The sequence below is a fragment of the Streptomyces sp. WAC 01529 genome (assembly GCF_003945545.1).
GTDB lineage: Bacteria > Actinomycetota > Actinomycetes > Streptomycetales > Streptomycetaceae > Streptomyces > Streptomyces anatolicus.
In genome coordinates this window covers 2,713,918-2,739,562 of the sequence record NZ_CP029617.1, presented here as the reverse complement: position 1 = coordinate 2,739,562, position 25,645 = coordinate 2,713,918, and the positions used below count along the sequence as shown (strand labels likewise).

21 protein-coding genes and 2 tRNA genes are annotated in these 25,645 nt (G+C 70.6%); 11 read left to right on the top strand and 12 right to left on the bottom strand.

Features of this window, described 5'->3' with window-relative positions:
* Positions 1-42: 42 nt before the first annotated feature.
* Complete coding sequence (locus DMA15_RS12210; protein WP_125512792.1) at positions 43-1,239, top strand: serine hydrolase domain-containing protein; 1,197 nt, start codon at positions 43-45, stop codon at positions 1,237-1,239.
* Between the two features lie 16 nt (positions 1,240-1,255).
* Here DMA15_RS12210 and DMA15_RS12205 read toward each other — a convergent pair whose 3' ends face one another.
* On the bottom strand, positions 1,256-2,323 hold the full coding sequence (locus tag DMA15_RS12205) for a hypothetical protein (protein ID WP_125512791.1): 1,068 nt from the start codon (positions 2,321-2,323) through the stop codon (positions 1,256-1,258).
* A 139-nt stretch (positions 2,324-2,462) separates the two neighbouring features.
* Positions 2,463-5,027, bottom strand: a complete 2,565-nt coding sequence (gene pepN / locus DMA15_RS12200) for an aminopeptidase N (protein ID WP_125512790.1) — start codon at positions 5,025-5,027, stop codon at positions 2,463-2,465.
* A 148-nt stretch (positions 5,028-5,175) separates the two neighbouring features.
* On the opposite strand from pepN, the gene DMA15_RS12195 reads away from it, so the two are divergent.
* A complete protein-coding gene (locus tag DMA15_RS12195; protein WP_125512789.1) occupies positions 5,176-5,817 on the top strand; it encodes a DsbA family protein in 642 nt (213 codons plus the stop codon).
* A gap of 182 nt (positions 5,818-5,999) precedes the next feature.
* On the opposite strand, the gene DMA15_RS12190 is transcribed toward DMA15_RS12195, so the two are convergent.
* The 3 genes from DMA15_RS12190 to DMA15_RS12180 form a co-directional block, all read right to left on the bottom strand.
* Positions 6,000-6,650: a superoxide dismutase gene (locus DMA15_RS12190; protein WP_125512788.1), complete on the bottom strand. Its 651-nt coding sequence runs from the start codon at positions 6,648-6,650 to the stop codon at positions 6,000-6,002.
* Between the two features lie 209 nt (positions 6,651-6,859).
* Positions 6,860-8,293, bottom strand: coding sequence for an amino acid permease (locus DMA15_RS12185; RefSeq protein ID WP_125512787.1), 1,434 nt, complete (start codon positions 8,291-8,293; stop codon positions 6,860-6,862).
* A gap of 158 nt (positions 8,294-8,451) precedes the next feature.
* The gene (locus DMA15_RS12180) at positions 8,452-9,759 is read right to left on the bottom strand and encodes an amino acid permease (protein ID WP_240659762.1); all 1,308 of its coding nucleotides are present in this window, start codon (positions 9,757-9,759) and stop codon (positions 8,452-8,454) included.
* 399 nt (positions 9,760-10,158) lie between these two features.
* Here DMA15_RS12180 and DMA15_RS12175 point away from each other — a divergent pair, with 399 nt between their 5' ends.
* Positions 10,159-10,737: a biotin transporter BioY gene (locus DMA15_RS12175; RefSeq protein WP_125512785.1), complete on the top strand. Its 579-nt coding sequence runs from the start codon at positions 10,159-10,161 to the stop codon at positions 10,735-10,737.
* Here the strand turns inward: DMA15_RS12175 and DMA15_RS12170 are convergent.
* Both DMA15_RS12170 and DMA15_RS12165 read right to left on the bottom strand, forming a co-directional pair.
* The gene (locus DMA15_RS12170) at positions 10,734-12,071 is read right to left on the bottom strand and encodes an FAD-binding oxidoreductase (RefSeq protein WP_125512784.1); all 1,338 of its coding nucleotides are present in this window, start codon (positions 12,069-12,071) and stop codon (positions 10,734-10,736) included. The genes DMA15_RS12175 and DMA15_RS12170 overlap by 4 nt on opposite strands.
* Positions 12,072-12,197: 126 nt before the next feature.
* The gene (locus DMA15_RS12165) at positions 12,198-13,655 is read right to left on the bottom strand and encodes an amino acid permease (protein WP_125512783.1); all 1,458 of its coding nucleotides are present in this window, start codon (positions 13,653-13,655) and stop codon (positions 12,198-12,200) included.
* Between the two features lie 173 nt (positions 13,656-13,828).
* Between DMA15_RS12165 and DMA15_RS12160 the strand changes: the two genes are divergently transcribed.
* The 3 genes from DMA15_RS12160 to DMA15_RS12150 all read left to right on the top strand — a co-directional run bounded on the left by DMA15_RS12160 (position 13,829) and on the right by DMA15_RS12150 (position 15,688).
* Positions 13,829-14,314, top strand: a complete 486-nt coding sequence (locus tag DMA15_RS12160; RefSeq protein ID WP_125512782.1) for a ribose-5-phosphate isomerase — start codon at positions 13,829-13,831, stop codon at positions 14,312-14,314.
* 212 nt (positions 14,315-14,526) lie between these two features.
* Positions 14,527-15,360, top strand: a complete 834-nt coding sequence (locus DMA15_RS12155; RefSeq protein ID WP_125512781.1) for a DNA-formamidopyrimidine glycosylase family protein — start codon at positions 14,527-14,529, stop codon at positions 15,358-15,360.
* A 73-nt stretch (positions 15,361-15,433) separates the two neighbouring features.
* Positions 15,434-15,688 (top strand): superinfection immunity protein, encoded by a 255-nt coding sequence (locus DMA15_RS12150; protein ID WP_125512780.1) that lies wholly within the window; start codon positions 15,434-15,436, stop codon positions 15,686-15,688.
* Between the two features lie 17 nt (positions 15,689-15,705).
* Here DMA15_RS12150 and DMA15_RS12145 read toward each other — a convergent pair whose 3' ends face one another.
* Positions 15,706-16,977: a GNAT family N-acetyltransferase gene (locus DMA15_RS12145; protein ID WP_125512779.1), complete on the bottom strand. Its 1,272-nt coding sequence runs from the start codon at positions 16,975-16,977 to the stop codon at positions 15,706-15,708.
* A gap of 152 nt (positions 16,978-17,129) precedes the next feature.
* Here DMA15_RS12145 and DMA15_RS12140 point away from each other — a divergent pair, with 152 nt between their 5' ends.
* On the top strand, positions 17,130-18,305 hold the full coding sequence (locus tag DMA15_RS12140; protein WP_125512778.1) for a PP2C family protein-serine/threonine phosphatase: 1,176 nt from the start codon (positions 17,130-17,132) through the stop codon (positions 18,303-18,305).
* Between the two features lie 216 nt (positions 18,306-18,521).
* Here DMA15_RS12140 and DMA15_RS12135 read toward each other — a convergent pair whose 3' ends face one another.
* Both DMA15_RS12135 and DMA15_RS12130 read right to left on the bottom strand, forming a co-directional pair.
* Positions 18,522-18,797, bottom strand: a complete 276-nt coding sequence (locus DMA15_RS12135; RefSeq protein ID WP_125512777.1) for a DUF397 domain-containing protein — start codon at positions 18,795-18,797, stop codon at positions 18,522-18,524.
* Positions 18,757-19,605, bottom strand: coding sequence for a helix-turn-helix transcriptional regulator (locus DMA15_RS12130; RefSeq protein ID WP_125517654.1), 849 nt, complete (start codon positions 19,603-19,605; stop codon positions 18,757-18,759). Before DMA15_RS12130 ends, DMA15_RS12135 begins: the two co-directional genes overlap by 41 nt.
* A 263-nt stretch (positions 19,606-19,868) precedes the next feature.
* Here DMA15_RS12130 and DMA15_RS12125 point away from each other — a divergent pair, with 263 nt between their 5' ends.
* Together DMA15_RS12125 and DMA15_RS12120 are read left to right on the top strand one after the other, a co-directional pair.
* Entirely contained in the window at positions 19,869-20,696 is an 828-nt protein-coding gene (locus DMA15_RS12125) for an ABC transporter ATP-binding protein (RefSeq protein WP_125512776.1), read from the top strand.
* Positions 20,696-23,155: an FtsX-like permease family protein gene (locus tag DMA15_RS12120; RefSeq protein WP_125512775.1), complete on the top strand. Its 2,460-nt coding sequence runs from the start codon at positions 20,696-20,698 to the stop codon at positions 23,153-23,155. The genes DMA15_RS12125 and DMA15_RS12120 overlap by 1 nt, the downstream gene beginning before the upstream one ends.
* Positions 23,156-23,206: 51 nt before the next feature.
* Here the strand turns inward: DMA15_RS12120 and DMA15_RS12115 are convergent, their stop codons facing one another.
* Complete coding sequence (locus DMA15_RS12115) at positions 23,207-24,424, bottom strand: acyltransferase family protein (RefSeq protein ID WP_125512774.1); 1,218 nt, start codon at positions 24,422-24,424, stop codon at positions 23,207-23,209.
* Between the two features lie 561 nt (positions 24,425-24,985).
* On the opposite strand from DMA15_RS12115, the gene DMA15_RS12110 reads away from it, so the two are divergent.
* Entirely contained in the window at positions 24,986-25,180 is a 195-nt protein-coding gene (locus tag DMA15_RS12110) for a hypothetical protein (protein WP_125512773.1), read from the top strand.
* An 87-nt stretch (positions 25,181-25,267) separates the two neighbouring features.
* Here the strand turns inward: DMA15_RS12110 and DMA15_RS12105 are convergent.
* A tRNA-Gly gene (locus DMA15_RS12105) sits at positions 25,268-25,338 on the bottom strand.
* Positions 25,339-25,491: 153 nt separating this feature from the next.
* Here DMA15_RS12105 and DMA15_RS12100 point away from each other — a divergent pair.
* Positions 25,492-25,568 (top strand) — tRNA-Pro (locus DMA15_RS12100).
* Positions 25,569-25,645: the final 77 nt, after the last annotated feature.

Here is a 25,645-nt window from a genome sequence, read left to right as displayed (position 1 = left end):
GGTCCCCTTGACCGACAGCAGTGTGGCCGGAAGGGGCGGGAAATGGCAGTGCCGAAGGGGCGGGCAGGTGTGGCGGCGGTGATCGCCGTGACGGTGGTGGCAGGAGCGTTCGCGGCACCCGCGTACGCCGCGTCTGGGCAGGCGACATCCGCGTACGCCGGGCCTGGGAGCGCGGCGCTCGGGGACGGCGACCGGCACCGCGCGACGCGGCGTGCGATGGAGGCCGCCCTGAACGAGGACGCCCCCGGCGTGACTGCCCAGGCGCGGGACCGGCACGGCGCCTGGAACGCCGCCGCGGGCCTCGGCGACCTCAGGAACCAGAGCCCGCGCGGCGCCCACGACCGCTACCGCATCGGCAGCGTCACCAAGACCTTCGTCGCCACCGTCCTCCTCCAGCTGGAGGCCGAGGGCGGGCTGGACCTCGACGACAAGGTCGGCAAGTGGCTGCCGGGCGTGGTCGAGGGGAACGGCCACGACGGCGACCGGATCACCGTGCGCCAACTCCTCAACCACACCAGCGGGATCTACAACGTCACGGCCGACCCGGGCTTCAGGCGGAAGGTGTTCACCGAGAACTTCCTCGCCCACCGCTACGACACCTGGACGCCCAGGCAGCAGGTCGCGATCGCCATGCGCCACAAGCCGGACTTCGCGCCCGGCACCGGCTGGCAGTACTCCAACACCAATTACGAACTCGCCGGAATGATCATCGAGAAGGTCACGGGCGTGCCGTACGGGACGGCGATCAGGCAGCGCGTCATCGAACCGCTCGGCCTGCGCGCCACCAGCGCGCCCGGCACGAAGTCGGCCATGCCGCGGCCCAGTTCGCGCGCCTACACCAAGCTCTCCGGCGCCCCCGACGCCAAGAACCACGACGTGACCTCGCTCAACCCGTCCGTGGCGGGCCCGGCGGGGGAGATGATCTCGAACTCGGCGGACCTGAACCGCTTCTACACCGCCCTGCTGCGCGGCAAGCTCCTGCCGAAACGGCAGCTCGCCGCGATGAAGAGTGCCGTACCGAAGGGCGAGGACCGACCGGGCCGGCGCTACGGCCTCGGCATCGAGCCCTACAGGACCTCCTGCGGCACGGTCGTCTGGGGCCACAGCGGCGACATCCACGGTTCGGCGTCCCTGGCCGGGGTGACGGCGGACGGCCGCCACGCGCTGGCGCTCAACTTCAACGGGCCTGGCGGGGACCGGGAGGCGGTCCTGGAGGCGGAGTTCTGCGCGAAGAGCTAGCGGCGGGGGGCGGCCGTCAACGGGGGAGCACCACGACATACGCCGCCGGGTCGCGGTCGTCCGACGCCATCAGCGCCGTCCGCACGACGGCCGCCTGCTGCTCCGCCGAGTCCCGCAGCTTCCTCGGGGTGATGTGTACGACGGTGATGCCGAGCCGCTCCAAGTGCTCGCGCTTGCGGGCGTACTCGGACCACAGGCCGTCGTCGTCCTGCCGGGAGCCCTGCCGGGGGCCCTGGCGGGGCGCGCGGGTGTCCAGCTCGACGGCGACGGCGTGGTCGGGCCAGTAGGCGTCGACGCCGCCGAGGTGGGGGCCGCCGGGCAGGCGCAGGTCTACGTTCCACAGCGGGGCGGGCAGGCCGTGCTCGGCGACCAGTCGGTAGAGCCTGTCCTCCGCGATGGCCCGCCCCTCGGCGAGCAGGGAGTCCACGGCGTCCACGACGTGCGGCAGGTTCAGCAGCCGGGCATGGGTCAACTCCCGCACGATGGCGGCCGGTTCGCAGTGCCCGCCGCGCACCGCCTCGGTGAGCAGGCGCCGTACGGCACCGGCCTCGGTGAGCTGCGCCACCGCGTCGGCGAGCGCGCGGGCCACCGGGGCCACGGGGACGCCCGTGATGAGCTGGGGAGTGGGCATCGCGGCGCCGCGCACCAGCCGTACGAAGCCGACGGAGCGCAGGCGGCGGGTGCGGGGCACCAGGACGTCGATGCGGTCGAGGGTGAGCAGCGGGGGAGCGGACGAGAAGCGGTGCAGGGTGAGGGCGGCGAGGCCCGTGATCATCGCGTCGGCGTACGGGGCGTGTGGTTCGCCCGCGCCGGGCTGGGCGGGCATGGCGCGGGCCTCGCGGACGGGCGGGCGCCCCGCGTACAGCAGGGCGCCGTGCAGCCGCTCCTCGCTGGTGGGCGGGCCGGGGTGCAACAGGCATACCCCTGGCAGGAGTTGCTGCCAGGGCCCGCCCGGCCGGCAGTGGGCGCCGAGGTCGGCCGGGGAGACGCCGTGCGTGCGGAGCTGGGCGGTGCTCAGGACGCGGGGCCGGATGTGGGAGAGGTGGTGGAGGGGGAGCGGGGAGAGCGGGGCGTTGTGGTTCATGCCGGGGTCGTTCCCTGGCGGGCTCGGCGTTCTAACCGCTGTTACACAGCCGTCGACAAACCTGGACAACCTCGCCCTAAAGCGCAAGCGTTCGACTGCCGATGATCTCCCCCCACCCGGCGCCCTCGCCCCAGGCCCCCTACCCCCCGTCGCAAGCCTGCGCCCGCAGCGCGCGGGCGAGGTCGTCGCGGGCTTCCAGGACCAGGCGGCGCAGGGCCGGGGGAGCCGAGGCGTGGGACGTCAGCCACGCGTCCGTCGCCGTCAGTGTCCCCTCGTCGTCCCGCAGGTGCGGGAACAGGCCCCGCACCACATCCATGCCGATCTGGATGGACCGCTCCGACCAGACGCGCTCGATCGCGTCGAAGTACTTCGAGACGTAGGGAGCGACAAGCTCCCGCTGCGACGGCTGCGCGAAGCCGGAGATCGTCGCCTCGACCAGCGCGTTCGACAGCGCGTCCGACTCCACCACGGAGGCCCACGCCTGCGCCTTGACCGCCGCCGAGGGCCGCGCGGCCAGACACCGCACCTGGTGCCGCTTGCCGGAAGCCGTGTCGTCCCGGGCCAGCTCGGCCGCGAGGACCTCCTCGTCGGCGGCGCCGTGCGCGGCGAGCGGGCCGAGCAGGGCCCAGCGCAGCTCCTGGTCGATCTCCAGGCCGTCGATCTTGGCCGTACCGGCGAGCAGGCCCTGGAGGAGTTGCAGGTCCGCAGGCGACGAGGCCACCGCCGCGAAGAAGCGCGCCCACGTCAGCTGGTGCTGGCTCCCCGGCTCCGCGAGCCGCAGCTCCCGCAGGGCCCCCTCGGCGAGCGCCCGGCCGCCCTCCTCGCGCCAGCCGGGCGCGGCGTAGTGCGTCAGGGCGGAGTTGGTCCACGCGTGCAGCATCTGAAGCACGCCGATGTCGCTCTCCTGCCCGGCGAAGCGCAGCACGAGCCCGATGAAGTCACGGGCGGGCATGAGGCCGTCCCGCGTGAGGTTCCACAGCGCCGACCAGCACAGCGCGCGGGCCAGCGGGTCGGTGATGTCGCCCAGGTGTTCCCGCAGCGTCGCGAGGGAGTTCTCGTCGAAGCGGAGCTTGCAGTACGTCAGGTCGTCGTCGTTGGCCAGGATCAGCTCGGGCGCCGCCTCACCGGCCAGCTCGGCCACCACCGTGCGCGGCCCGTCGACATCGACCTCCGCGCGGGCGTACCGCTCCAGGGCGCCACCGGCCTCCCTGCGGTACAGGCCCACCGCCACCCGGTGCGGGCGCAGCTCGGGGTGGGACTCGGCGGCCTCCTGGAGCACGGAAAGCTCGGTGATCCGGCCCTCCGCGTTCAGGATGACCTGGGGGGTGAGGGAGTTGACGCCCGCCGTCTGGAGCCAGGACCGCGACCAGGAGGTCATGTCGCGCCCGGAGGTCTCCTCCAGGACCGAGAGCAGGTCGCCGAGGACCGTGTTGCCGTACGCGTGGCGCTTGAAGTAGCGCCGGGCGCCCTCAAGGAACGCCTCGCGCCCCACGTAGGCGACGAGCTGTTTGAGGACCGAGGCGCCCTTGGCGTACGTGATCCCGTCGAAGTTGAGCTTGGCGTCCTCCAGGTCGCGGATGTCGGCCGTGACCGGGTGCGTGGAGGGCAGCTGGTCGGCGCGGTAGGCCCACGCCTTGCGGTTGTTGGCGAAGGTGATCCAGCCGTTGGTGAAGCGGGTCGCCTCGACCATCGAGAAGGAGCCCATGAAGTCGGCGAAGGACTCCTTGAGCCACAGGTCGTCCCACCACCGCATGGTGACCAGGTCGCCGAACCACATGTGGGCCATCTCGTGGAGGATCACGTTGGCCCGGCGCTCGTACGACGCCTGGGTCACCTTGCCGCGGAAGATGAACTCCTCGCGGAACGTGACCAGGCCGGGGTTCTCCATCGCGCCCAGGTTGTACTCCGGCACGAACGCCTGGTCGTACTTCCCGAAGGGGTAGGGGTAGTCGAAGTTGTCGTGGAAGAAGTCCAGGCCCTGCTTGGTCACCAGGAAGACGTCGTCGGCGTCGAAGTGCGGGGCGAGGCCCTTGCGGCACATCGCGCCGAGGGGGATCTCCAGGCGCGTGCCGTCGTCGAGGACGCGCTCGTAGGAGTCCGTCACATAGTGGTACGGGCCGGCCACGATCGCCGTGATGTACGTGGAGATCGGCTTGGTCTCGGCGAACTTCCAGACGCCGTCGGTCAGTTCGCCGACGCCGTTCGACCACACCGTCCAGCCCTCGGGCGCCTTCACGGAGAAGCGGTAGGGCGCTTTCAGGTCCGGCTGCTCGAAGTTGGCGAAGACGCGGCGGGCGTCCGCCGGCTCGTACTGCGTGTAGAGGTAGACCTCGCCGTCCTCGGGGTCGACGAAGCGGTGCATGCCCTCACCGGTGCGGCTGTAGGCGCACTGGGCGTCCACCACCAGTTCGTTCTCCTCGGCCAGCTCCTCCAGCGTGATCCTGGTGCCGTCGAAGGCCTCGGCGGGGTCCAGGTCCTTGCCGTTGAGGGACAGGGCCGTGACGCTCGGCGCGACCAGGTCCGCGAAGCTCGCGGCGCCCGGCTCGGCGCGGAAGCGGATCGTGGTCACCGAGCGGAACGTGCGCGGCTCCTGACCGCTCTCGCCGAGCGCCGAGCGCAGGTCGAGAAAGACCTCATAGCCATCGACGGACAGCAGCGCGGCCCTCTCGCGGGCCTCGTCGCGGGACAGATTCTCACCGGGCACGGGCGGCACTCCCTTGTGACTCGCATCATGACTCGTACGAATGTCTACGATCCTCGCATGTGCCCTTGTCGGCCGACATCCGGGAATGCCCTGGCGGACCCCTGACGTTCCCCTCCCCAGGCGCCGAACACATTCCCTAGGGAGAGACATGTCCGAGAACAACGGCAAGACCCCGGTCGACTTCTGGTTCGACCCGCTGTGCCCCTGGGCGTGGATGACGTCGCGCTGGATGCTGGAGGTCGAGAAGGTCCGCGACGTCGAGGTCCGCTGGCACGTGATGAGCCTCGCCGTCCTGAACGAGAACCGGCTCGACGAGCTTCCCGAGGAGTACCGCGAGATGCTCGCGACCCAGGCCTGGGGCCCGGTGCGCGTGGTGATCGCCGCCCAGCAGAAGCACGGCGAGGAGATCACCGGCAAGCTCTACACCGCGCTCGGCACCCGCTTCCACAACCGCGGCGAGGGCGCCACCCGCGAGGCCGTCGTCGCGGCCCTGGAGGAGGTCGGCCTCCCCGCGGAGCTGGCCGACCACATGGACTCCGACGCGTACGACGCCGAGCTGCGCGCCTCCCACAAGGAGGGCATCGACAAGGTCGGCCAGGACGTCGGTACGCCCGTCATCGCCGTCCCCGGCGCCGACGGCGAGCAGGTCGCCTTCTTCGGCCCGGTCGTCACCCCGGCCCCCAAGGGCGAGGCCGCGGCACGCCTGTGGGACGGCACGCTGCTCGTCGCCTCGACGCCGGGCTTCTACGAGATCAAGCGCACGCGCACGCAGGGCCCCATCTTCGACTGACCCACCCCCAGAGCCACTCCCCGGCCCCCCCCGGAGCCGGCCCCAGAGCCACCGAAAGGCCCCCGTGAGTCACGTCCTCACGGGGGCCTTTCGTCTATCCGCCTGCCTCGGCGAAAGTTGAGAAGACGATCACGAGGCAGGGCGTTCTCACGGGGCGGGACGCCTCCAGGGCTTCCAGAGCCTCAGGGAGCCAGCAGCAGGCTGTTCACGCGCTGCTTGGCGGCCTCGTAACGCTTGGCGACGTCCTGCCAGTTGACGACCTGCCACATGGCCTCGATGAAGTCGACCTTCTGGTTCTTGTACTGGAGGTAGAAGGCGTGCTCCCAGGCGTCGAAGACCAGGATCGGCGTGGAGCCCTGGCCGACGTTGCCCTGGTGGTCGTAGACCTGCTCGACGATGAGGCGGCCGCTGAGCGGCTCGTAGGCGAGCACGCCCCAGCCGGAACCCTGCGTGGTCGCCGAGGCCTTGGTCAGCTGGGCCTTGAACTTGGCGAAGGAGCCGAAGGACTCGGCGATCGCGTCCGCAAGCTCGCCGACACCGTCGGCGGCCAGCGGCTCGCCGCCGCCACCGTCCTTGGGGCTGTTCATGTTGTGCCAGTAGATGCTGTGCAGGATGTGGCCGGAGAGGTGGAAGGCCAGGTTCTTCTCCAGGCCGTTGATGGCGCCCCACGTCTCCTTGTCGCGCGCCTCCTCCAGCTGCTCAAGGGTGTCGTTCGCGCCCTTGACGTACGCCGCGTGGTGCTTGTCGTGGTGCAGCTCGATGATCTGCGGGTTGATGACCGGCTCGAGCGCCGCGTAGTCGTACGGAAGTTCAGGAAGCGTGTAAATGGCCATGGTCCGAGCCCTCCGACTGCTGCTCTGCTTGTTCCAAGCGCTTATTGCAACCTCTATGCAAGTGCAGGCTAGCAGCAGGAGTCCCCGGAAGTTGATCAGCCCTTCGTCCTAGGACCGCCGGATACACCCGATACGCCGGGTGCGCAGATACGCCGAAGGGGCCCGGGGTCGTCGTCGACCCCGGGCCCCTTCACGTGCGTACCGATGCCCTACTCGGCGACCGCCGCCACCGAGCGCTCCGCCATCTTCTGGCGTACGAAGCCGACGACGGCCAGCGCCAGCGTCAGGGCGCCCGTCGCCAGAAGCTGCTTCCGCGTGTCCGGCTGCTCCGTCATCAAGTAGAAGATGTACGCCATTCCGCCGAGCGCCACCCAGGTGAGGAAGGGGTACGCCCACATCTTGACGACCAGCTTCTGCGGCTCGTCCCGCTCCGTCCTGCGGCGCAGGATCAGCTGCGAGACGGCGATGAAGATCCAGACGACCAGGATCATCGCGCCGATCATGTTGAGCAGCCAGGGGAAGACCTTGTCGGGGCTCCAGTAGCTGAGCAGCACGCAGACGAAGCCGAAGACCGAGGAGGCGAGGACGGCCAGGCGCGGCACGCCGTTGAAGACGCGGCCGAGGGCCTTGGGGCCCTGGCCCCGCTCGATCAGGGAGTACGACATGCGGGAGGCGCCGTAGATGTTGGCGTTCATCGCGGAGAGCAGGGCGATCAGGACGATGACGTTCATGATCTGGCCGGCGCCGGGGATGCCGAGGTGGTCGAGCGTGGCGACGTAGGGGCCCTTGGCGACGACTTCCTTGTTGTCCCACGGCAGCAGCGTGACGACGACGAGCATGGAGCCGACGTAGAAGAGGGCGATGCGCCACATCGCCGTACGTACGGCCTTGGCGACGCTCTGGACCGGGTTCTTGGACTCCGCGGCCGCGATGGTGACGGTCTCCAGGCCGCCGTACGCGAAGACGGAGGCGAGGAGGCCGATGATCAGGCCGTCCGTGCCGTTCGGCATGAAGCCGCCCTCGCCGGTGAGGTTCCCGAGGCCGGGGGCCGGGGTGTCCGAGCCGGGCAGGATGCCGAGGATCGCGAGGACGCCGATGCCGAGGAAGAGCGCGATGGCGCCGACCTTCAGGGCGGCGAACCAGAACTCGAACTCGCCGAAGTTCTTCACGGCCGTCAGGTTCGCCCCGCTGAAGACCAGCATGAACAGGGCGACCCAGGCCCACTGGGGGGTGTCGGGGAACCAGCCCACCATGATGTTCGCGGCGCCGATGCCCTCAAGCCCGACGGCGACGCAGAGCAGGAACCAGAAGCCCCAGCCCGCGGTGAACCCCGCCCAGGGGCCGATGGCCCGCTCGGCGTGGACGGAGAAGGAGCCCGAGGCCGGGTTCGCGGCCGACATCTCGCCCAGCATGCGCATCACCAGCATGACGAGCGCGCCGGATATCGCGTAGGCGAGGACGATCGAGGGCCCCGCCGCGGCGATGCCCGCCCCGGAGCCCACGAAGAGCCCGGCGCCGATCACGCCACCGAGGGCGATCATGGAGAGGTGCCGCTGCTTGAGGCCGTGGACGAGCGGGGAGTCGGCCTTGGGTGCCGCATCAGGTGCTGGTGCTGCGTCCTTGGAGGTGGACGTCCGAGACATGGGCGGGCCCTGTTCACTAGCCGAGACGGGGGACGAGTGGGGGGTCGAGCGGGCCCACAGTCTGAAGTCCGGTACCGCTGACAGGGAATGGCTGACCGCTATACGGACACGACGCCTACACGTCGTGAAGAAACGAACACGCCACGTTCACAGAAACTTCACGCCCGTCGCTCACGCCACTCCCGCAGCCCCGCCACCGCGAGCACGAGCCCCGTCGCCCCCGCCGACCACAGCAGCTGCGGCCGCGCCCCGTCGTCGTTGAGCATCAGACCGAGTACGGCGGCCATCGCGACCAGCGCCGCCCAGGTCAGATACGGGAACGCCCACATCCGCAGCACCAGCCGCTCCGGGGCCTCGCGCTCGATGCGCCGCCGCAGCCGCAGCTGGGAGACCGCGATCAGCGCCCATACGAACAACAGCACGGCGCCGACCGAGTTGAGCATGTAGAGGAAGACCGAGTCGGGCCACTTCAGATTGAGTACGACCGATACGAAGCCGAAAGCGACCGAAGCGAGGACCGCGCGGCGCGGGACCCCGCCGCCGGAGACCTTCAGGAGGGCCTTGGGGGCCTCGCCGCGCTCGGCGAGGGAGAAGACCATCCGGGAGGACCCGTAGAGGTTGGCGTTCAGCGCCGAGAGCAGGGCGACGAACACCACGATGTTCATGATGGTCCCGGCGGACGGCACGCCGATCGAGTCCAGGACCGTCACGTAGGGGCTTGCCCCGGCCTGCTGCGCGGTCCACGGCAGGACCGTCACGATGACCAGCATCGAACCGACATAGAAGAAGAGGATGCGGTAGACCGCGCTGCGCACCGCGCGGGCGACCGAGCGGACCGGGTCGTCGGACTCGGCGGCCGCGATCGTGACGACCTCCAGGCCGCCGAAGGCGAAGACGACGGCGAGTACGCCGGAGGTCACACCCTCCCAGCCGTTGGGCAGGAAGCCGCCGTCGCCGCTGAGATGGGTGAGGCCCACGGGATCGGTCTCCGGGAGGACCCCGAAGATCGCGAGCAGTCCGAGCACCAGGAACGCCACGATCGCGAAGACCTTCAGCGCCGCGAACCAGAACTCGAACTCGCCGAAGTTCTTCACCGCCGCGAGGTTGGCGCCGGTGAAGACCAGCATGAAGATCAGCACCCAGGCCCACTGCGGGACGGCGGGCGCCCAGCCGTTCGCGATCTGCGCGGCGCCGGTCGCCTCCACGGCGAGCACGACCACCAGCAGGAACCAGTAGAGCCAGCCGACGCTGAACCCGGCCCAGCGGCCCAGCGCGCGCTCCGCGTGCACGGAGAAGGAGCCCGACGCGGGCATCGCCGCCGACATCTCGCCCAGCATCCGCATCACGCACATCGCGAGCGCGCCCGCGATCAGATACGAGACGACGATCCCGGGCCCCGCGACCGCGATCCCCGCCCCCGACCCCACGAAGAGCCCGGCCCCAATAACCCCACCCAGCCCAAGCATGGTGAGGTGCCGCTGCTTAAGCCCACCACCCAGCGGTTCCGGGGTCCCCGTTGTGGGCAATCGTCCCGCAGGGCGGGACGGGTGGGCACAACCCCCGGTGCCGGGCGCCGATTTATCGGGGGAGGAGTCGTGCATGGTGCTCAGCGCTGCTCTCAGGTTCACAAAACATTTGGCGGGACCCCACAGTCTCCCCGGGCGGCAGCCCTCCGTGCAAAACGGGGCACCCACCCGCCCACCTCCGTGACGAGCATCACGCCGTACGGCCTATACGCGGCGCCCTTTGTCCGGAGCCCACCAAGGCCCCGCCCCCGGGTTGTCGCCCGGAGCCCCTGTGGGGGCGCCCCCGCCTGGGATAGCGTCAACGCGTCCCAACCCGCCCAAGCCCCCCGCGGAGTCCCGATGAGCATCGCCGCTGCCACCACCCGCCCCGGCCAGGTCCTCGCCGACCTGCTGCCCGCGTCCCGCGTGAAGGACGCGGCGCTCGTGCTCGGCGGCGCCGCGCTCACCGGGATCGCCGCCCAGATCGCGGTGCCCGTACCGGGCTCGCCCGTTCCGGTGACCGGGCAGACCTTCGCCGCGCTGCTCGTCGGCACCGCGCTCGGCGCCCGCCGCGGCTTCCTCTCCCTCGCGCTGTACGCCCTCGTCGGCATGGCCGGCATGCCGTGGTTCGCGCAGGCGAAGTCGGGCGCCGCGCTCCCCACCCTCGGCTACATCCTCGGCATGCTGCTCGCCGCCACCGTCGTGGGCGCCCTCGCCCGCCGCGGCGCCGACCGCTCGGTCCTGCGCATGGCGGGCACGATGGCGCTCGGCTCCGCGATCATCTACGCGGTCGGCGTCCCCTACCTCGCCGCCGCCACCGGCATGTCGCTGACCCAGGCCGTCGCCGTCGGGCTCACGCCCTTCCTGATCGGCGACGCCCTGAAGGCCGCCCTCGCGATGGGCGCGCTGCCCACGGCCTGGAAGCTGCTCGACCGCTAAAGGACTTGCCGCACGCTGTAGTTCCGCCTGAAGAGGTTCGCCGGGTCGTACGTGGCCTTCAACTCGGCGAGCCTCTTTCGCGTATCGGCGTCGTACAGCCCCTCGGGCCGGTCGCCGCCGCCGAACGCGAAGTTCAGGGAGCGCCCCAGCCGCTGCCCCGCCACACACCCGAACGCCCGCGCGTGCACCTCCCGTGCCACAGCGACGCTGGTGCCATCCAACGGGGAGAGGATCCGCACCAGCCACCCCGCCTCCCGATAGGGCACCGCGTTCGGCGCGGGCCGCCCGAGCGCCCCGCCCAGGTGGTTGAGCTGGACGACGTGCATCGCGTCGGCGTCCGGCCCGGTCAGCGCGAGCAGCTCACCGGCCGTGGTGACATCGAGGCCGCTCAGCAGCGCGCTGTCCCCGTAGTACGCGTGCGGGAAGTCCGGGTCGCTGTGGATGGTGGGGCTCTCGGTGTACGGCATCTCCCGCAGCGTGTCCGACACGGCGGGCCCGAGCGCGCGCAACGGCGCCACCAGACGCTCGCCCTCGGCGGCCGCTCCGGTGAACGCGACGCGCACCGAGACGAGGTAGCGGCCCCGCAGCGGGGGCGGGAGTTGGGGCAGGTCCGGGTAGACCACCGCGGCGAGCGACGAGGTCAGCTCGTCGGGCAGGGTCCGCGTCCACTCCTCGTAGCCGCGCAGCAGGGCGGCCGGTTCCGTCGTACGCCCGTCGAAGGTGATCGCCCCGCCGTAGAGCCTCGCCACCGGCACCAGGCCGATCTCCAGCTCCGTGACCACGCCGAGGTTCGCGCCGCCGCCGAGCAGGCCCCAGAACAGCTCGGGGGCGCTCTCGGCGGTGACATGGCGCAGGGTGCCGTCGGCCGTGACGACGTCCAGGGAGCGGACGTGGTCGGCCGCGTATCCGAACTCCCGGGCCAGGATGCCGAGACCGCCGCCCAGCGTGTACGAGACGACGCCCACGCCCGGCGCCGAGCCGTTCAGCGGGGCCAGCCCGTGGGGCGCCGCCGCCTCGACGACCTGCCCCCAGCGGGCACCGGCGCCGACGGTGACGGTACGGGCGTCGGCGTCGACCCGTACGGAGTCCATGTGCCGCGTACTGATCAGTACGCCGCCCTCCGAGGCGCCGGGAAGCCCGTGCCCGGTGGCCTGCACCCCTACGGGCAGGCCCTGCCCGGCGGCGTACGACACGGCGGCGACGACGTCCTCGGCGCTCGTGGCGCCGACGACGAGGTCGGGCCGGGTCACGAAACCGGTCTGGAATCCGGCGAGTCCGTCCTCGTACCCGGGGTCGCCGGGCCGGAACACGAATTGCTGGGCGGTGAAATCCACGGGGTCCTCCGTTGAGCCGCGTACGCCTGAGCCGCGTACATCTGCCTGATCAACGGAGAGGGTCCCGCGAAAAGCTGACAACTGCCGTCAACTAATCACGGGACCCCGAGAAGAAGCCGAGAAGGATCAGGCGTCGACCCTGGGCCGGACCTTCTCCCGCACCAGCGAGAACACGACCACGAACGCGGCCGCCAGGAGCGAGAGCAGCACCTGCTTGCGCCCGGTCTCGTCGGTCAGCATGTAGACGAGGACGAACGAGATCATCGCGATGGTGACCCACGTCAGATACGGGAAGAGCCACATCTTCACGACGAGCTTCTCCGGCTCCTCGCGCAGGATGATCCCGCGCATCCGCAGCTGCGTGAAGCAGATCATCAGCCATACGAAGAGGGCCACCGCGCCCGACGAGTTCAGCAGGAAGTCGAAGACGGTGTCCTTCCACTGGTAGTTGAACCAGACGGCGATGAAACCGAAGACGACGGAACCGAGGATCGCGGCCACCGGCACGCCCCGCTTGTTCGTCTGCGCGAAGGACTTCGGCGCGTCGCCGCGCTGGCCGAGCGAGAAGGCCATGCGGGAGGCGGTGTAGAGGCCGGAGTTGAGGCAGGAGAGCACGGCCGTGAGGACGATGACGTTCATGACCTGACCGGCGTGCGGGATGCCGATCGAGTTCAGCGCGGCGACATAGCTGCCGTCCTTGGTGATCGACTTGTCGTCCCACGGAAGGAGGGTGACGACGACGAAGATCGAGCCCAGGTAGAAGACGCCGATGCGCCAGATGACGCTGTTCGTCGCCTTGGTGACCGCGCGCTGCGGGTCCTCGGACTCACCGGCGGCCAGCGTGACGATCTCGCTGCCCATGAAGGAGAAGACGACCATCAGCACACCGGTGAGGATGGCGCCCGCGCCCTTGGGCATGAAGCCGCCCGCGTCCGTGAGGTGCGCGAATCCGGCGCCCGGGTTGTCGGAGCCGGGCAGCAGGCCGAAGACGGCGAGCAGACCGATGACGACGAAGCCGCCGATCGCGACGACCTTGATCCCGGCGAACCAGAACTCGAACTCGCCGTACGAGCCGACCGAGACGAGGTTCGTGGCGGTGAGCACCACCATCACGATGAGCGCCCAGCCCCACTGGGGGACGGCGGGTATCCAGCCGTTGAGGATCACGGCACCGGCGGTGGCCTCCACCGCGAGCACCACGACCCAGAAGAACCAGTAGAGCCAGCCGATGGAGAAGCCGGCCCAGCGGCCGAGCGCCTGGTCGGCGTAGGTGGAGAAGGAGCCGGAGGTGGGCCGTGCGGCGGCCATCTCACCGAGCATCCGCATCACGAGGACGACCATCGTGCCGACGAGGGCGTACGAGATGAGGATCGCGGGCCCGGCGGCGGCGATGCCGGAGCTTGAGCCGACGAAGAGACCGGCGCCGATCACGCCGCCGATCGCGATCATGGAGAGGTGGCGGTTCTTGAGACCCGCTTTCAGGCCGTCGCCGGTGTCGCCGGTGTCACCACTGCCGCCAGACCGCTGATCCCCAGGGGTTGGGGGCGTGCTGTCTGCCTTCGCAAGGGAGGGTTGCGAGGTCATGGACGAATCCTTAAGTTCTCGGGTCACGAGCCCCCGCATTCAAACTCAGGAGCGATCGGGACGGAAGTCCTGAATCCGGATCGTTGCATTCCAGCCGTTTGGCCTGGACCTTGGTCCCGGAGGCCCGGCCCCGGTCGCGGATACCCGGCGCGCGGCGTGCCACACTCGGACGCATGCGCGTGTACCTCGGCTCGGATCATGCCGGCTACGAACTCAAGAACCACCTGGTCGAATGGCTCAAGAGCCACGGCCACGAGCCCGTCGACTGCGGGCCCCACATCTATGACGCCCAGGACGACTACCCGCCGTTCTGCCTGCGCGCCGCGGAGAGGACCGCCGCGGACCCCGACTCCCTCGGCATCGTCATCGGCGGCTCCGGCAACGGCGAGCAGATCGCCGCGAACAAGGTCAAGGGCGTCCGCGCGGCGCTGGCCTGGAGCGAGGAGACGGCGGCGCTCGGGCGCCAGCACAATGACGCGAACGTCATCTCTATCGGCGGCCGGATGCACACGCAGGAGGACGCGACCAAGTTCGTCGAGATCTTCTTGAGCACGCCGTACTCGGGTGAGGAGCGTCACACTCGCCGCATCGACATGCTGTCGGCTTACGAGTCAACGGGCGTCCTGCCCCCCATCCCGCCCGGCCACCCCGAGCAGTAAGTCCACCCCCCCCACGGGGCTCCGCCCCGGACCCCGCTCCTCAAACGCCGGAGGGGCTGTTTTTTCGTCCCCCGGCTCGGATGTTTCTTCTGCTGGCCGCGCTGGAGATTCCCAGCCCGTCCGGCGTTTGAGGACGAGCCCTTAAGGCGAGTTTTGACCGCAGCCCCAGCCGGAGGGGCTGATTTCTTCCGCTCAACCCCCGGAGGGACCCCGTGCCGGAGGGCCACACCATCCACCGCCTGGCGCACGAGCATCGGAACCGGTTCCAGGACCGTCCAGTCCGGGCGACCAGCCCCCAAGGCAAGTTCAGCGACAGCACCGCCCTCCTCACCGGCCAAGTGATGGAAACCGCCGAGGCCCACGGCAAGCACCTCTTCCTGGGGTTCGGGCGAGCCGACTGGGTCCACGTCCACCTCGGCCTCTTCGGCAAGTACGCCCTCGGCGAGCACCCCGCCCCGCCCCCCACGGACACCGTCCGCCTCCGCCTCCAGAACGAGACGTACTACTCCGACCTGCGCGGCCCGACCACCTGCGCCCTCATCACGCCCGAGGAGAAGCAGGCGATACACGAGCGCCTCGGCCCGGACCCCCTCAGGGAAGGGGACGACCCCGGCAAGGCGTACCGCCGGATCTCCCGCAGCCGTACCACCATCGCCGCGCTCCTCATGGACCAGAAGGTCATCTCCGGCGTCGGCAACGTCTACCGCGCCGAGGTCCTCTTCCGGCACGGCATCGACCCGTACACCCAGGGCAAGGACCTCACCGAGGCCCGGTGGGACGCGATCTGGGCGGACCTCGTGGAGCTGATGCGCGAAGGCGTCCGGCTCAACCGGATCGACACCGTCCGGCCCGAGCACACGCCCGAGGCGATGGGCCGCCCGCCGCGCGTCGACGACCACGGCGGCGAGGTGTACGTCTACCGCAGGGCGAACCAGCCCTGCCACATTTGCGGCGGCGACATCCGCACCGCCGACCTCGCCGCACGCAACCTCTTCTGGTGCCCCACCTGCCAGCGGCCCGGCCGGGCGGACCGGCGGCGCGGCTAAGATCGGCTCACCAGTTCGATCGCCTGACCAGCGATGACTCACCACCTCACTTCAATTCGGCGGGGGAACCTCCATGTTCAAGTTCGACATGCCCGGATTCGACATCGATCTCGGTTTCAATCTCGGCTCCATCGGCGGCCTCGCCCTCGCGACCCTCACCATCGTGCTCTACCTGGCGCCGTCCCTCATCGCCTTCAACCGAGGCGTCGAACTCCGCTGGGCGATCCTCATACTCAACGTCGCCGTCCACGAGTCGGCCATAGCCTGGCTGGTCGCCCTCTACCTCGCCACCCGCAAGGCCAAGACCCCCCTGGACCAACCCGCCTGAGCCCCCGCGCAGGCTCCTCAGAACCCGTGCGGCAGCCAAGGCGCCACGTCCGACCCGAAGGCCACCGACGCCTCCGCCAGCGCCCCCCGCCGTAGCTCCCGCACCCGCCCCGCGCCCGCGAGCGACGACAGGGACACGCCGCCGAGGTACGCCGCGCCCAGCTCCCGCACCGACAGGGCGAGGTCGGCCGCGTCCTCCGTACGCGCGCACGACGCGCCCTTCGCGTCGCCGGTGAGCCGCCAGCGCCCCGCGTTCCAGGGGCAGAAGGCGTCGTCGACCTCGAACACCACGTCGAGCGGCGCCTGATACGTACGCGCTTCCAGCGCCGCGCCCACCTCCACGAGGCGTACGTGCAACGAGTCCCGCACCGCGAGGTCGCACCGCCGGACGTCCGAGACGAGCTGGAGCAGCGGATCGTCCACCGGGCGGTTGCGCGCGAGGACCGACGACGTCAGGTCGATGTCGAAGAGGAACCGCCACAGCGCCGCGTACGCCGCCGGGTCCAGGGCCTCCAGATCGCGTACGTGGACCGCGCCCTTGGGGCCCTGCCACTCCCAGTCCGGCTTGACCGCGAACCGCGCGTATCCGACCGGCTCGCCCGCGCGCTCGGCGACCACGCCCTGGAGCGGTGACGCGCCGCCCCGCTCACCCGGCGGGTCGAGGAGGCCGAGCCGCTCCCAGCCCGGCTGCCGCGCGAGCATGCCCGGACGCCCCGCCACCCGGCGCGCGTAGAGCGCCTCGCAGGCCTCGTGGACGCGGACGTCGGCGGGATCCACATAGCGCAGGCGTACGTCGTCCGTGCCGGGCGGCACGGACAGGCTCACCCGGCTCGTGTCGATGTCCGCCTTCATCTGCGAGGTGGCCGCGCCGTACCCGAACCGGCCGTAGATGACCGGCTCGGACGCCGTCAGCACCGCCAGCGGCTCGCCGCCCGCGCGGATGTCGTCCAGCTGCCTGCGCATCATCGAGGTCAGGATCCCGCGCCGCCGGTGCGTCGCCGCCACGCCCACCATCGTCACGCCCGCCGCGTCCACGAGCGCGCCGCCCGGCACCGAGAGGCGGAAGGAGAAGGCCCCCGCCGTCCCCACGCACGCGTCGCCCTCCCACACGCCGATCGACCTGTCGTGCTCGGTGAGCGCGTGCCACAGCTCCCGCTCCTCGGCCGACTCGGCGACACCACCGAACGCGGTCTCCAGCGTCCCGTACCACGTGTCCCACTCGGCCTCGGCGAGCACACGTATCTCCGTGAGCGCGCGTGAGTCGGCCGGCGCCCGCAAGTCTGTCGTCATATGCCATGCCTACCAGGGCGATACCGCCCGATGCGAGGGGATTTCCGGGGGTGGAACCGGCCGTCGACCCCCGTCCACGGCGTGCCTCCGACGGGGGACAAGAGGGACCTCCCGTGCGAAGTGCGCGGCCCGCTGGATAAGGTCCACGAGCAATGGCGGTACGACGAGCACGGCGCGCACGTCGCGAGCGGCGGGCGGAAGCCGAGACGTTCACGGCCCGGATGAACAAGCGGCTGCACCGGGTCCGCATAGTGCTGCGCAAATCAGGCGTCGACTACTTCCGGGGCGACGGCCCCGACTGGGTCGCCCTCGCCGGTCTGCTCGTCACCGTCCCGATGATCGCCTGCGGCACGCTCATCAACAACGTGTGGTGCGCGCCCGCCGCCCTCGTCCTGCCCATCGTCGCGGGCGGCCTGCTCCTGCGCCCCGCCAGCCTCCTCGCCCTGTACGCGGCGGCAGCGGCGGCCCTGATCGTGGAGTCCGTCCAGCTCGGCCCGTACACCGACGGCTCCTCGCGCGTCACACCCGGCGTCGTCCTCGTCGTCGCGGCCTGCGGCTTCTTCGGGCTTGTCATCGCCCAGTTCCGCAGCCGGGTCGGCGTGCCCTGGCGCGGCGGCGGCACGATGCTCTTCGACCTGCGCGAGCGCATCCGCGTCCAGAGCAAACTGCCCAAGCTGCCGCGCGGCTGGCACCGCGAGATGGCGCTGCGCCCGGCCGGCGGGCAGTCCTTCTCCGGCGACTTCGTCGTCGCCGCCCGCACGAACGGCGGCCGCACCCTGGAGGTCGTCCTCACCGACGTCTCCGGCAAGGGCATGGACGCCGGTTCGCGGGCGCTGCTCCTGTCCGGCGCCTTCGGCGGCCTGCTCGGCTCGCTGCCCCCGCACTCCTTCCTGCCCGCCGCCAACGGCTATCTGCTCCGCCAGGACTGGGACGAGGGCTTCGCGACCTCCATCCACCTCGTCCTCGACCTGGAGACCGGCGACTACGAACTCTTCTCGGCGGGCCACCCGCCGGGCCTCCAGCTCAGCGCGGGCAGCGGCCGCTGGGAGGAGAAGACGGGCCAGGGCCCGCTCCTCGGCGTCTACGACGGCGCCCAGTTCGACCCGGTCAAGGGCCTGCTGCGCCCCGGCGACGTCCTGATGCTCTTCACGGACGGCCTGGTGGAGACCTCGGACCGCGACATCGCCGAGGGCATCGACCGCCTCACGGGCGAGGCCGACCGCTATGTGGCGGGCGGCTTCCACGGCGCGGCCTGGCACCTCATCGAGGCCGTCGCCAAGGACGTGAACGACGACAGGGCGTTGCTGCTGATCTGCCGGGAGGCGTGAGCCGTACTCATTGGCCGTCTGGCCAACGAAAAGGCCCGTACACGCTGAGCGTGTACGGGCCTTGATAGAGCGCCGGGCAGGCCTTGCACCTGCATTTCCCCGCAGGAAGCGGGGCGTCTTTCCTTGGACCACCGACGCATCTCCGGTTACCGCTTGAAGCGGCGACCGGCTCAAGATCCACTGTACCCCAAGGAAAAACGGCTTGTCACACCCGGCTCAGACGCTGCCCTTTGCCGCCGCCGAGACGAACGCCGCGAAGGCGCCGGGCGCGACGGCGAAGGCCGGGCCCTCGGGGTTCTTGGAGTCCCGTATGGCGACATGGGCGTTGAGGTCGGCGACCTCGACGCACTGGCCGCCGGTGTCACCGCTGTGCGACGACTTGCGCCAGGCGGCAGTGCCGAGCGGTGCGCACTCGATGCACTGGCCGCCCGTGTCGCTGCTGTAGCTCGACTTACGCCATGTCGCGCCCGCCAGCCGCTGGTTGGTCTCCATACCGTTCCTCCATCACGCGCGCGATCAGTGCCGCCGAATCCTCCATGGACAAGGCGGATGCCTGCAAGTGAGCGTAACGAAGAGAACTCTCTTTGACCTTCTCAGGATGAGCCGTCATGTGGCCCTGCACGAAGTCCTCGGTGTAGATGAGGTCGGGGTCCTCCTCGAAGCGGAGGGTGGTGAACGTGCCAGGCAGGCCCGCGTGTTGGCCCGCAGTGAATGGCAGGATCTGGAGGTTCACCCACTGGCTGCTTCGGAACTTCAACAGATGGGCCAGTTGTTCCCGCATGACCTCGGGACCGCCAACCTCCTGATGCAGCACCGCCTCGCTCAGCACCGCCCACGACAGCGGCGGGTTCTTCCGCTTCAGGATGCGCTGGCGATCCATGCGCGCTTCGACTCGCGCGTCGAGGTTGTCCTCCGTCATGACGCCCAGCACCGCTCGCGCGTACGCCTGTGTCTGAAGCAGTCCGTCCACCAACTGCGACTGGTATGAGGAGATGTACGCGGCCCGAGCCTCCATCTCCGCGTACTCCTGGAACCAACTAGGCAACTGGCTGCGCAGCACGAGACCCACCAGACGGGACAGCTGACCATCCGTCCCCAGCGCCGCGTCCACCCGTTCGGAGAACTCCCGCGTCGGCACCCTCTTCGTCGTCTCGATCTGGCCCACCAGGGATCCCGTACAGAAGATGCAGTCGCCCAGCTGCGCCTGGCTCAGTCCGGCGGTCTCTCTCAGGCGGCGTAATTCCGCGCCGTAGTAGTCGAGTGGTGAGGCGCTCGCGTCGAGCGCGCGGGGTTGAGTCACGCCTGCCTCCAACGTCCCGGAGGGTTGATTTCGGATCGTGTTCAAGCGTAAGCGCACGGTAGCGGGACGGTCAGGCGAATGTCCCAACTGGTTGAACGGTTGCGGGTGTTGGCATGCCACGGGCGCGGGGCGGGGCGCCCCGCCTGGGGTTAACCCCACCCCCGGTCCGCCAGCCGCCCTCATGGTCCACACCAGCCCCTGATCCGTAGGTTCGAGACATCGACCAGCGGTGTACGAACGTACGAACGGAAGGCGGCACAGCCATGGGGCTGCGACGGAAGAACCGGACCGAAGAGCGCGCGGGAGCGGTCGTGACGTCTCCGATGCCGAGCGCCCGGCCCGGTGACTGGGCCGTCGAACTGCGCGGTGTCCGCCGTCAGTACGGGCGCGGGGCCGGTGCCGTGCACGCGCTCGCCGGTATCGACCTCGCCCTGCCGCGCGGCAGCTTCACCGCCGTCATGGGGCCGTCGGGATCGGGCAAGTCCACGTTCCTGCAATGCGCGGCGGGCCTCGACCGGCCCAGCTCCGGCAGCGTGCACCTGGGCGGCACCGAGATCACCGGCATGAGCGAGAACAAGCTGACCGCCCTGCGCCGCACCCGCCTCGGCTTCGTCTTCCAGGCGTTCAACCTGCTGCCGTCGCTGACCGTCGAACAGAACGTCGTCCTGCCGATGCGCCTCGCGGGCCGCCGCCCCGACCGCCGCAAGGCCGCCGCGATGCTGTCCCGCGTCGGCCTCGGCGACAAGGGGAGCCGCCGCCCCGGCCAGCTCTCCGGCGGCCAGCAGCAGCGCGTCGCCATCGCCCGCGCCCTGGTCACCGAGCCCGACGTGATCTTCGCCGACGAGCCGACCGGCGCCCTGGACACCACCACCGCCACCGAGATCCTCGGCTTGCTGCGCTCGGCGGTCGACGCCATGGGCGCCACCGTCGTCATGGTCACCCACGACCCGGCCGCCGCGGCCTGGGCCGACCGCGTCCTCTTCCTCGCCGACGGCTCCCTCGTCGACCGCCTCGAACACGCGTCCGCCGCGCAGATCGCGGCCCGCATGACCTCGCTGACGGCCCCCGCCTACGCGACGGCGGCCGCGTGATGGCGTACGTACCCAACGGCCTGGCCCGCGCGGCGATCCGCTTCAAGCCCGCCGCGTTCGCCGGGACCTTCGTCGCGCTGATGATGGCCTCGTTGATCGTGACCGCGTGCGGAATCCTCCTGGAGACCGGCCTGCGCGCCTCCGCGCCCCCCGTCCGCTACGCGGGCGCCCCCGTGGTGGCCGCCGCCGACCAGGCGGTCGACTTCGTCACCGGCAGCGGCGAGTCCCGCTCCGAGACCTCCACCCCGCTGCCCGACCGGGCCCGGCTCGACGCGTCCCTGGTCGCCAAGGCCGCCTCGGCACCCGGCGCCCGCACCGCCGTCGCCGACGTCACCTTCCCCGTCCGCTCCGGCGGCAAGGAGGTCACCGCGCACGGCTGGGGCTCCACCGCCTTCACCGGCGAGAAGCTGACCGCGGGCCGCGCCCCGCACCCCGGCGAGGTCGCCCTCGCCACCCCCGGCGCCGCCGTCGGCGACCGCGTCAGGCTCACCACCGCCGACGGCCCGCGCGACTTCCGCGTCTCCGGCACGGTCAGGACCGCCCAGGGCGGCGCACCCACCGCCTGGCTCGCCGACTCCGACGCCATACGCCTCTCCGGGCACCCCGGGCGGATCGACGCCGTCGTCGCACTGCCCGAGCCCGGCGTCTCCGCCGCCGCCCTCAAGTCCCAGGTCGCGCACGCCCTCGGCGGCAAGGCCGAGGTCCACACCGGCGACGACCGCACCGCCGCCGAGGGCTCCGAACTCGCCTACGCCAAGGAGATGCTGACCGCGCTCGGCGGCTCCTTCGGCGGCATCGCGGCCCTGACCGCCGTCTTCACCGCCGCCGGAACCGTCGCCCTCTCCGTCGGCCAGCGCGCCCGCGAGTACGCGCTGCTGCGTGCCATCGGCACCACCCCGCGCCAGATCCGCCGCACCATCGCCACCGAGACCCTGCTCGTCGCGCCCCTCGCGGGAGCGGTCGGCGCGCTCCCCGGCATCGCCCTGGCCAACTGGTGGTTCGGGCAGCTCAAGGAGAAGGGCGCGATCCCGGAGGCGGTCGACCTGTCCCTCTCCGTCCTCCCGCTCGCCGCCGCCGTCGGCATCGCCGTCCTGACCGCGCTCGGCGCCGGATTCATGGCGGCCCGCCGCCCCTCCCGCATCAAGCCCGGCCAGGCGCTCAGCGAGGCGTCCGTGGAACGCGCGGGGCTCGGCTGGATCCGTACGCCGCTCGGCGTCGCCGCCGCGGTGGGCGGCGTGACCCTCTCCGGAGTCGCCGCGAGCACCAGCGGCGACGACGCGGCCAACGCGGCACTCGGCGTCGTCATGCTCTTCATGCTCGCCGTGGCCCTGCTCGGCCCGCTCGTGGCCCGCGGCTGCGCGGCCCTCTTCGGCCTCCCGCTGCGCGGCGCGGGCGCCTCCGCCTCGCTGGCCGCCGCGAACTCCCGTACGAACGCACGCCGTCTGGCCTCCGCGATCACCCCGATCGTCCTCGCCATGGCGTTCTCCTCCGTCCTCGTCTTCATGCACACCAGCGAGGACCGGGTCGCCGCGGACCAGCAGCGCGAGGGCATCACCGCCGACCACATCCTCACCTCGGACACCGGACTCGCCCCGGACACGCTCACCAAGGCCCGAGGCGCCGACGGGGTCACCGCGGCCGTCGGAGTGCTCAAGACCTCCGTACTCGTCCCGGTCGGCTCGGGCGGCGACCGCTGGCTGGAGTCGGCGTCGACGCAGGGCATCACCGGCACCGCCGCCGGCCTCGGCAAGGTCCAGGACCTCAAGGTCGAGAAGGGCACGCTCACGCTCGGCAAGGGCGAGATCGCCGTGGACACCCGGCTCGCCCGCTCCGCCCACGTGGAGGTCGGCGACCGCCTCGCCCTCCACATGCCCGACGGCACCAAGGCCACCCCGAAGATCGTGGCGACGTACGGCAGGGGCCTCGGCCTCTCCCAGGTGACGCTGCCCGCCGCCGACCTGAAGCGGCACGTGACCTCGGCCTTCCCCACCGAGATCTGGACCAAGGGCGGCTCGGCGGCGGCCCTCTCCGCCCTCGGCACCCTCCAGGACCGCGACGACTACACCAGCGCCCAGTCCCTGGACCGCGAGCTGAACGCCTGGGCCAACACCACGATGGCGGCCGTACTCGGCGGCTTCGCGGCCGTCGCCGCGGTCAACACCCTGGTGATGACGGTCCTCGACCGCCGCCGCGAACTGGGCACGCTGCGACTGATCGGCTCCACCCGCCGCCAGGTGATGCGGATGATCCGCTGGGAGACGCTGCTCGTGGCGGTCGCGGGCACGGTCATCGGCTCGGCGATCGCCCTGGCCACGCTCTTCCCGATGGTCAAGGGCCTGACCGGCGAACCCCCGTACATCCCCCCGCTGGTCTACGGCTCCTTCGTGGCCGCCACCCTGCTCCTCGGCCTGGCCGCGACGACGATCCCGGCACGGCAGGCCCTGAAGTCCGCGGCATGACGAACGCCCGACGGTGAAGCACACCGTCGGGCGTTCATCGAACCTGGTTCCTCAGGTGAACCTGGTCCGTTCCCGGGCCAGCTCCGCCGCGTCCCGCTTGAAGGCCCACTCCATCCTGGGCTCCATCGCGAAGCGGAACATCCGCTGCACGGGAGGCGTGCACAGCAGCGTCACGACCGTTCCGGCCACCACCGTCACGAAGATCTCGCCGAGCGGCTTGTGCAGCCACTCGTAATTCTCGAACCAGCCCCAGAAGCGGGACCCCTTGGCGAGGAAGCCGTGCAGCAGATAGCCGTAGAGCGTGCCCGCGCCGAGGACCGTGAACCACATCTTGCGGCGCGGCACCCACGCGAAGAAGCACGCGGTGAGCACCACGGAACAGCCGAAGAGCGCCAGCGTCATCACGATGCCGACCCACCACGGCACGCCCAACTCCTGCGCGCTGTCCCGGCGGTAGAACCACACGGACGTCATGCGGGGCGCGGCCCAGTAGGCGAGCAGCACCGCGGCGGCGAAGAGCGGCACGGACAGGATCCGCACCTCGCGGCGGCGCACCAGCTGGAAGTGCTCGGGCTTCATGAGGAGGCCGAGCACGAAGAACGGCAGGAACTGCAGGACGCGCTGGAGGTCCAGGTCGTCACCGATGTCCGGGGAGATCACGGCGAGCATGGCGATGGCCAGGGCGAGCGGCAGCGGCCACCGCACGATCTTCCAGAGCGGCACGGTGAGCCGCCACACGAAGAGCGCGACCAGGAACCAGGTGAGGTACCAGGGGTCGAGCAGACTGATCGGCTGGGCCGGATCGTCGTCCGCCCAGCGCTTGAAGAGGGTGTACGCGACCTCGAAGATCACATACGGCACGGCGACACCCGTCACGAGGCGCCGCAGGCGGTCGGGCCGCATGTCGAAGCTGCGCGAGAAGTAGCCGGAGATCAGGATGAACGCCGGCATGTGGAAGGTGTAGACGGTCATGTACAGCGCCTCGGCGGCGCGGCTGTGATCCGTCAGGGGTTCCCATGCGTGGGCCATCGCCACCAGGACGATCGCCAGGTACTTGGCGTTGTCGAAGAACGCGTCGCGCTGCTTGGCGGGCTTCGCCGAACGGGCGGCCGCGCGGTGGCCGACCGGAGTGGGGGGAGCGGGGGCGGCCTGCGGGGTCGGATGGTGGGGGCGGGCGTGGGAGCGTGGGGGCGGGGGTCCGGCCGCCGGCACCTGGGCCGGGGGGAGCGGCGCCCGGTGGCGTCCGTGCGGGTGCACCGAGTTGGTCACAGGCCCTCCCACCAAGAGCTGGGTGAGACGACCCGGGACCGCACTGCGCCTACGGGGGTGGTGGCAGCGTGGAACATCTGACGCACCCTAGCGTCGCCGCGCGGTCTTCGTAAAACCCTCGTCACTTTCGTCAACGCAATCCCTGTCAATCGCTGATCCGATTACCGCTTATCGGGCCCACGTACCCGCGAATCGCATCGGTAGACAAGGAGATGAGGCTGTTTTCTGTCCCATACGTCACTATTCATCCATCTTAAATGGTGCATAACGCCCGCAGGCGACTCCGGTGATATGTCCGATTGGTCGGCGGGCCGGAAACTCAGGATGTGCCCACCACAACAATTCGAATTTCTTGCGAACGCCGTGTGTGGTGATGGCAACGACCGGAGGGAATTCCCGATGCCCGCGGGGTGCCGAATTGGCGCCCCCGTCAAGCTTTGGCCGACGATCTGTCACCGGCCGCATACAGGGGGCGTGTTGGTGGCACGATGGACGGTGGCGGGGGTGTGCGGGGTCGTACCCCCCGGGCCGGGAGAGCGACCGACCTAGGGTGTGATCAGTGTGGCCATTTCGCTGTCAGTGGTGCTGCTGTTGGCGATCATCCTCGTAGTGCTGATCCGTGGGGGATCGCTCAAGACGGGGCCCGCGATCGTCGCGGTGCTCTTCGGATTCTTCCTCGCGTCGACAGGCATGGCGCCCTCGATAAACCGCTTCCTGAACGAACTGGCGGAGACCATCAACTCGATCAGTTTCTGAGCGGGTCGCTTCCGAGGAGGCCGCGCGGCGGGAAACGCCGCCGGCCCGGCCGCTGGATTCAGCGGGCCGGGCCGGAGGTCTCACGAGAGCGGGCGACGGGAATCGAACCCGCGTAGCTAGTTTGGAAGACTAGGGCTCTACCATTGAGCTACGCCCGCACGGCGCACCAGGGCCCTCGGGCCGCGGTACGACAGGCATCGTAGCGGGTCCCCGGCCTCCGCCGCACACCCCCTGGGCCGCACACCCCTTCACGACCCCGCTCGACCGGGGGCCGCACGGCCTGCGGGCATGTACCCTACGTGTCGCACCGACGGGGTGTGGCGCAGCTTGGTAGCGCGTCCGCTTTGGGAGCGGAAGGCCGTGGGTTCAAATCCCGCCACCCCGACCAGCAGGTCTCTCCCCACAAGATCGCATTGTGGGTCGGCTCCCGCTTGCCGTTACTATGCAAGCTGTGTGCCCGTGTGT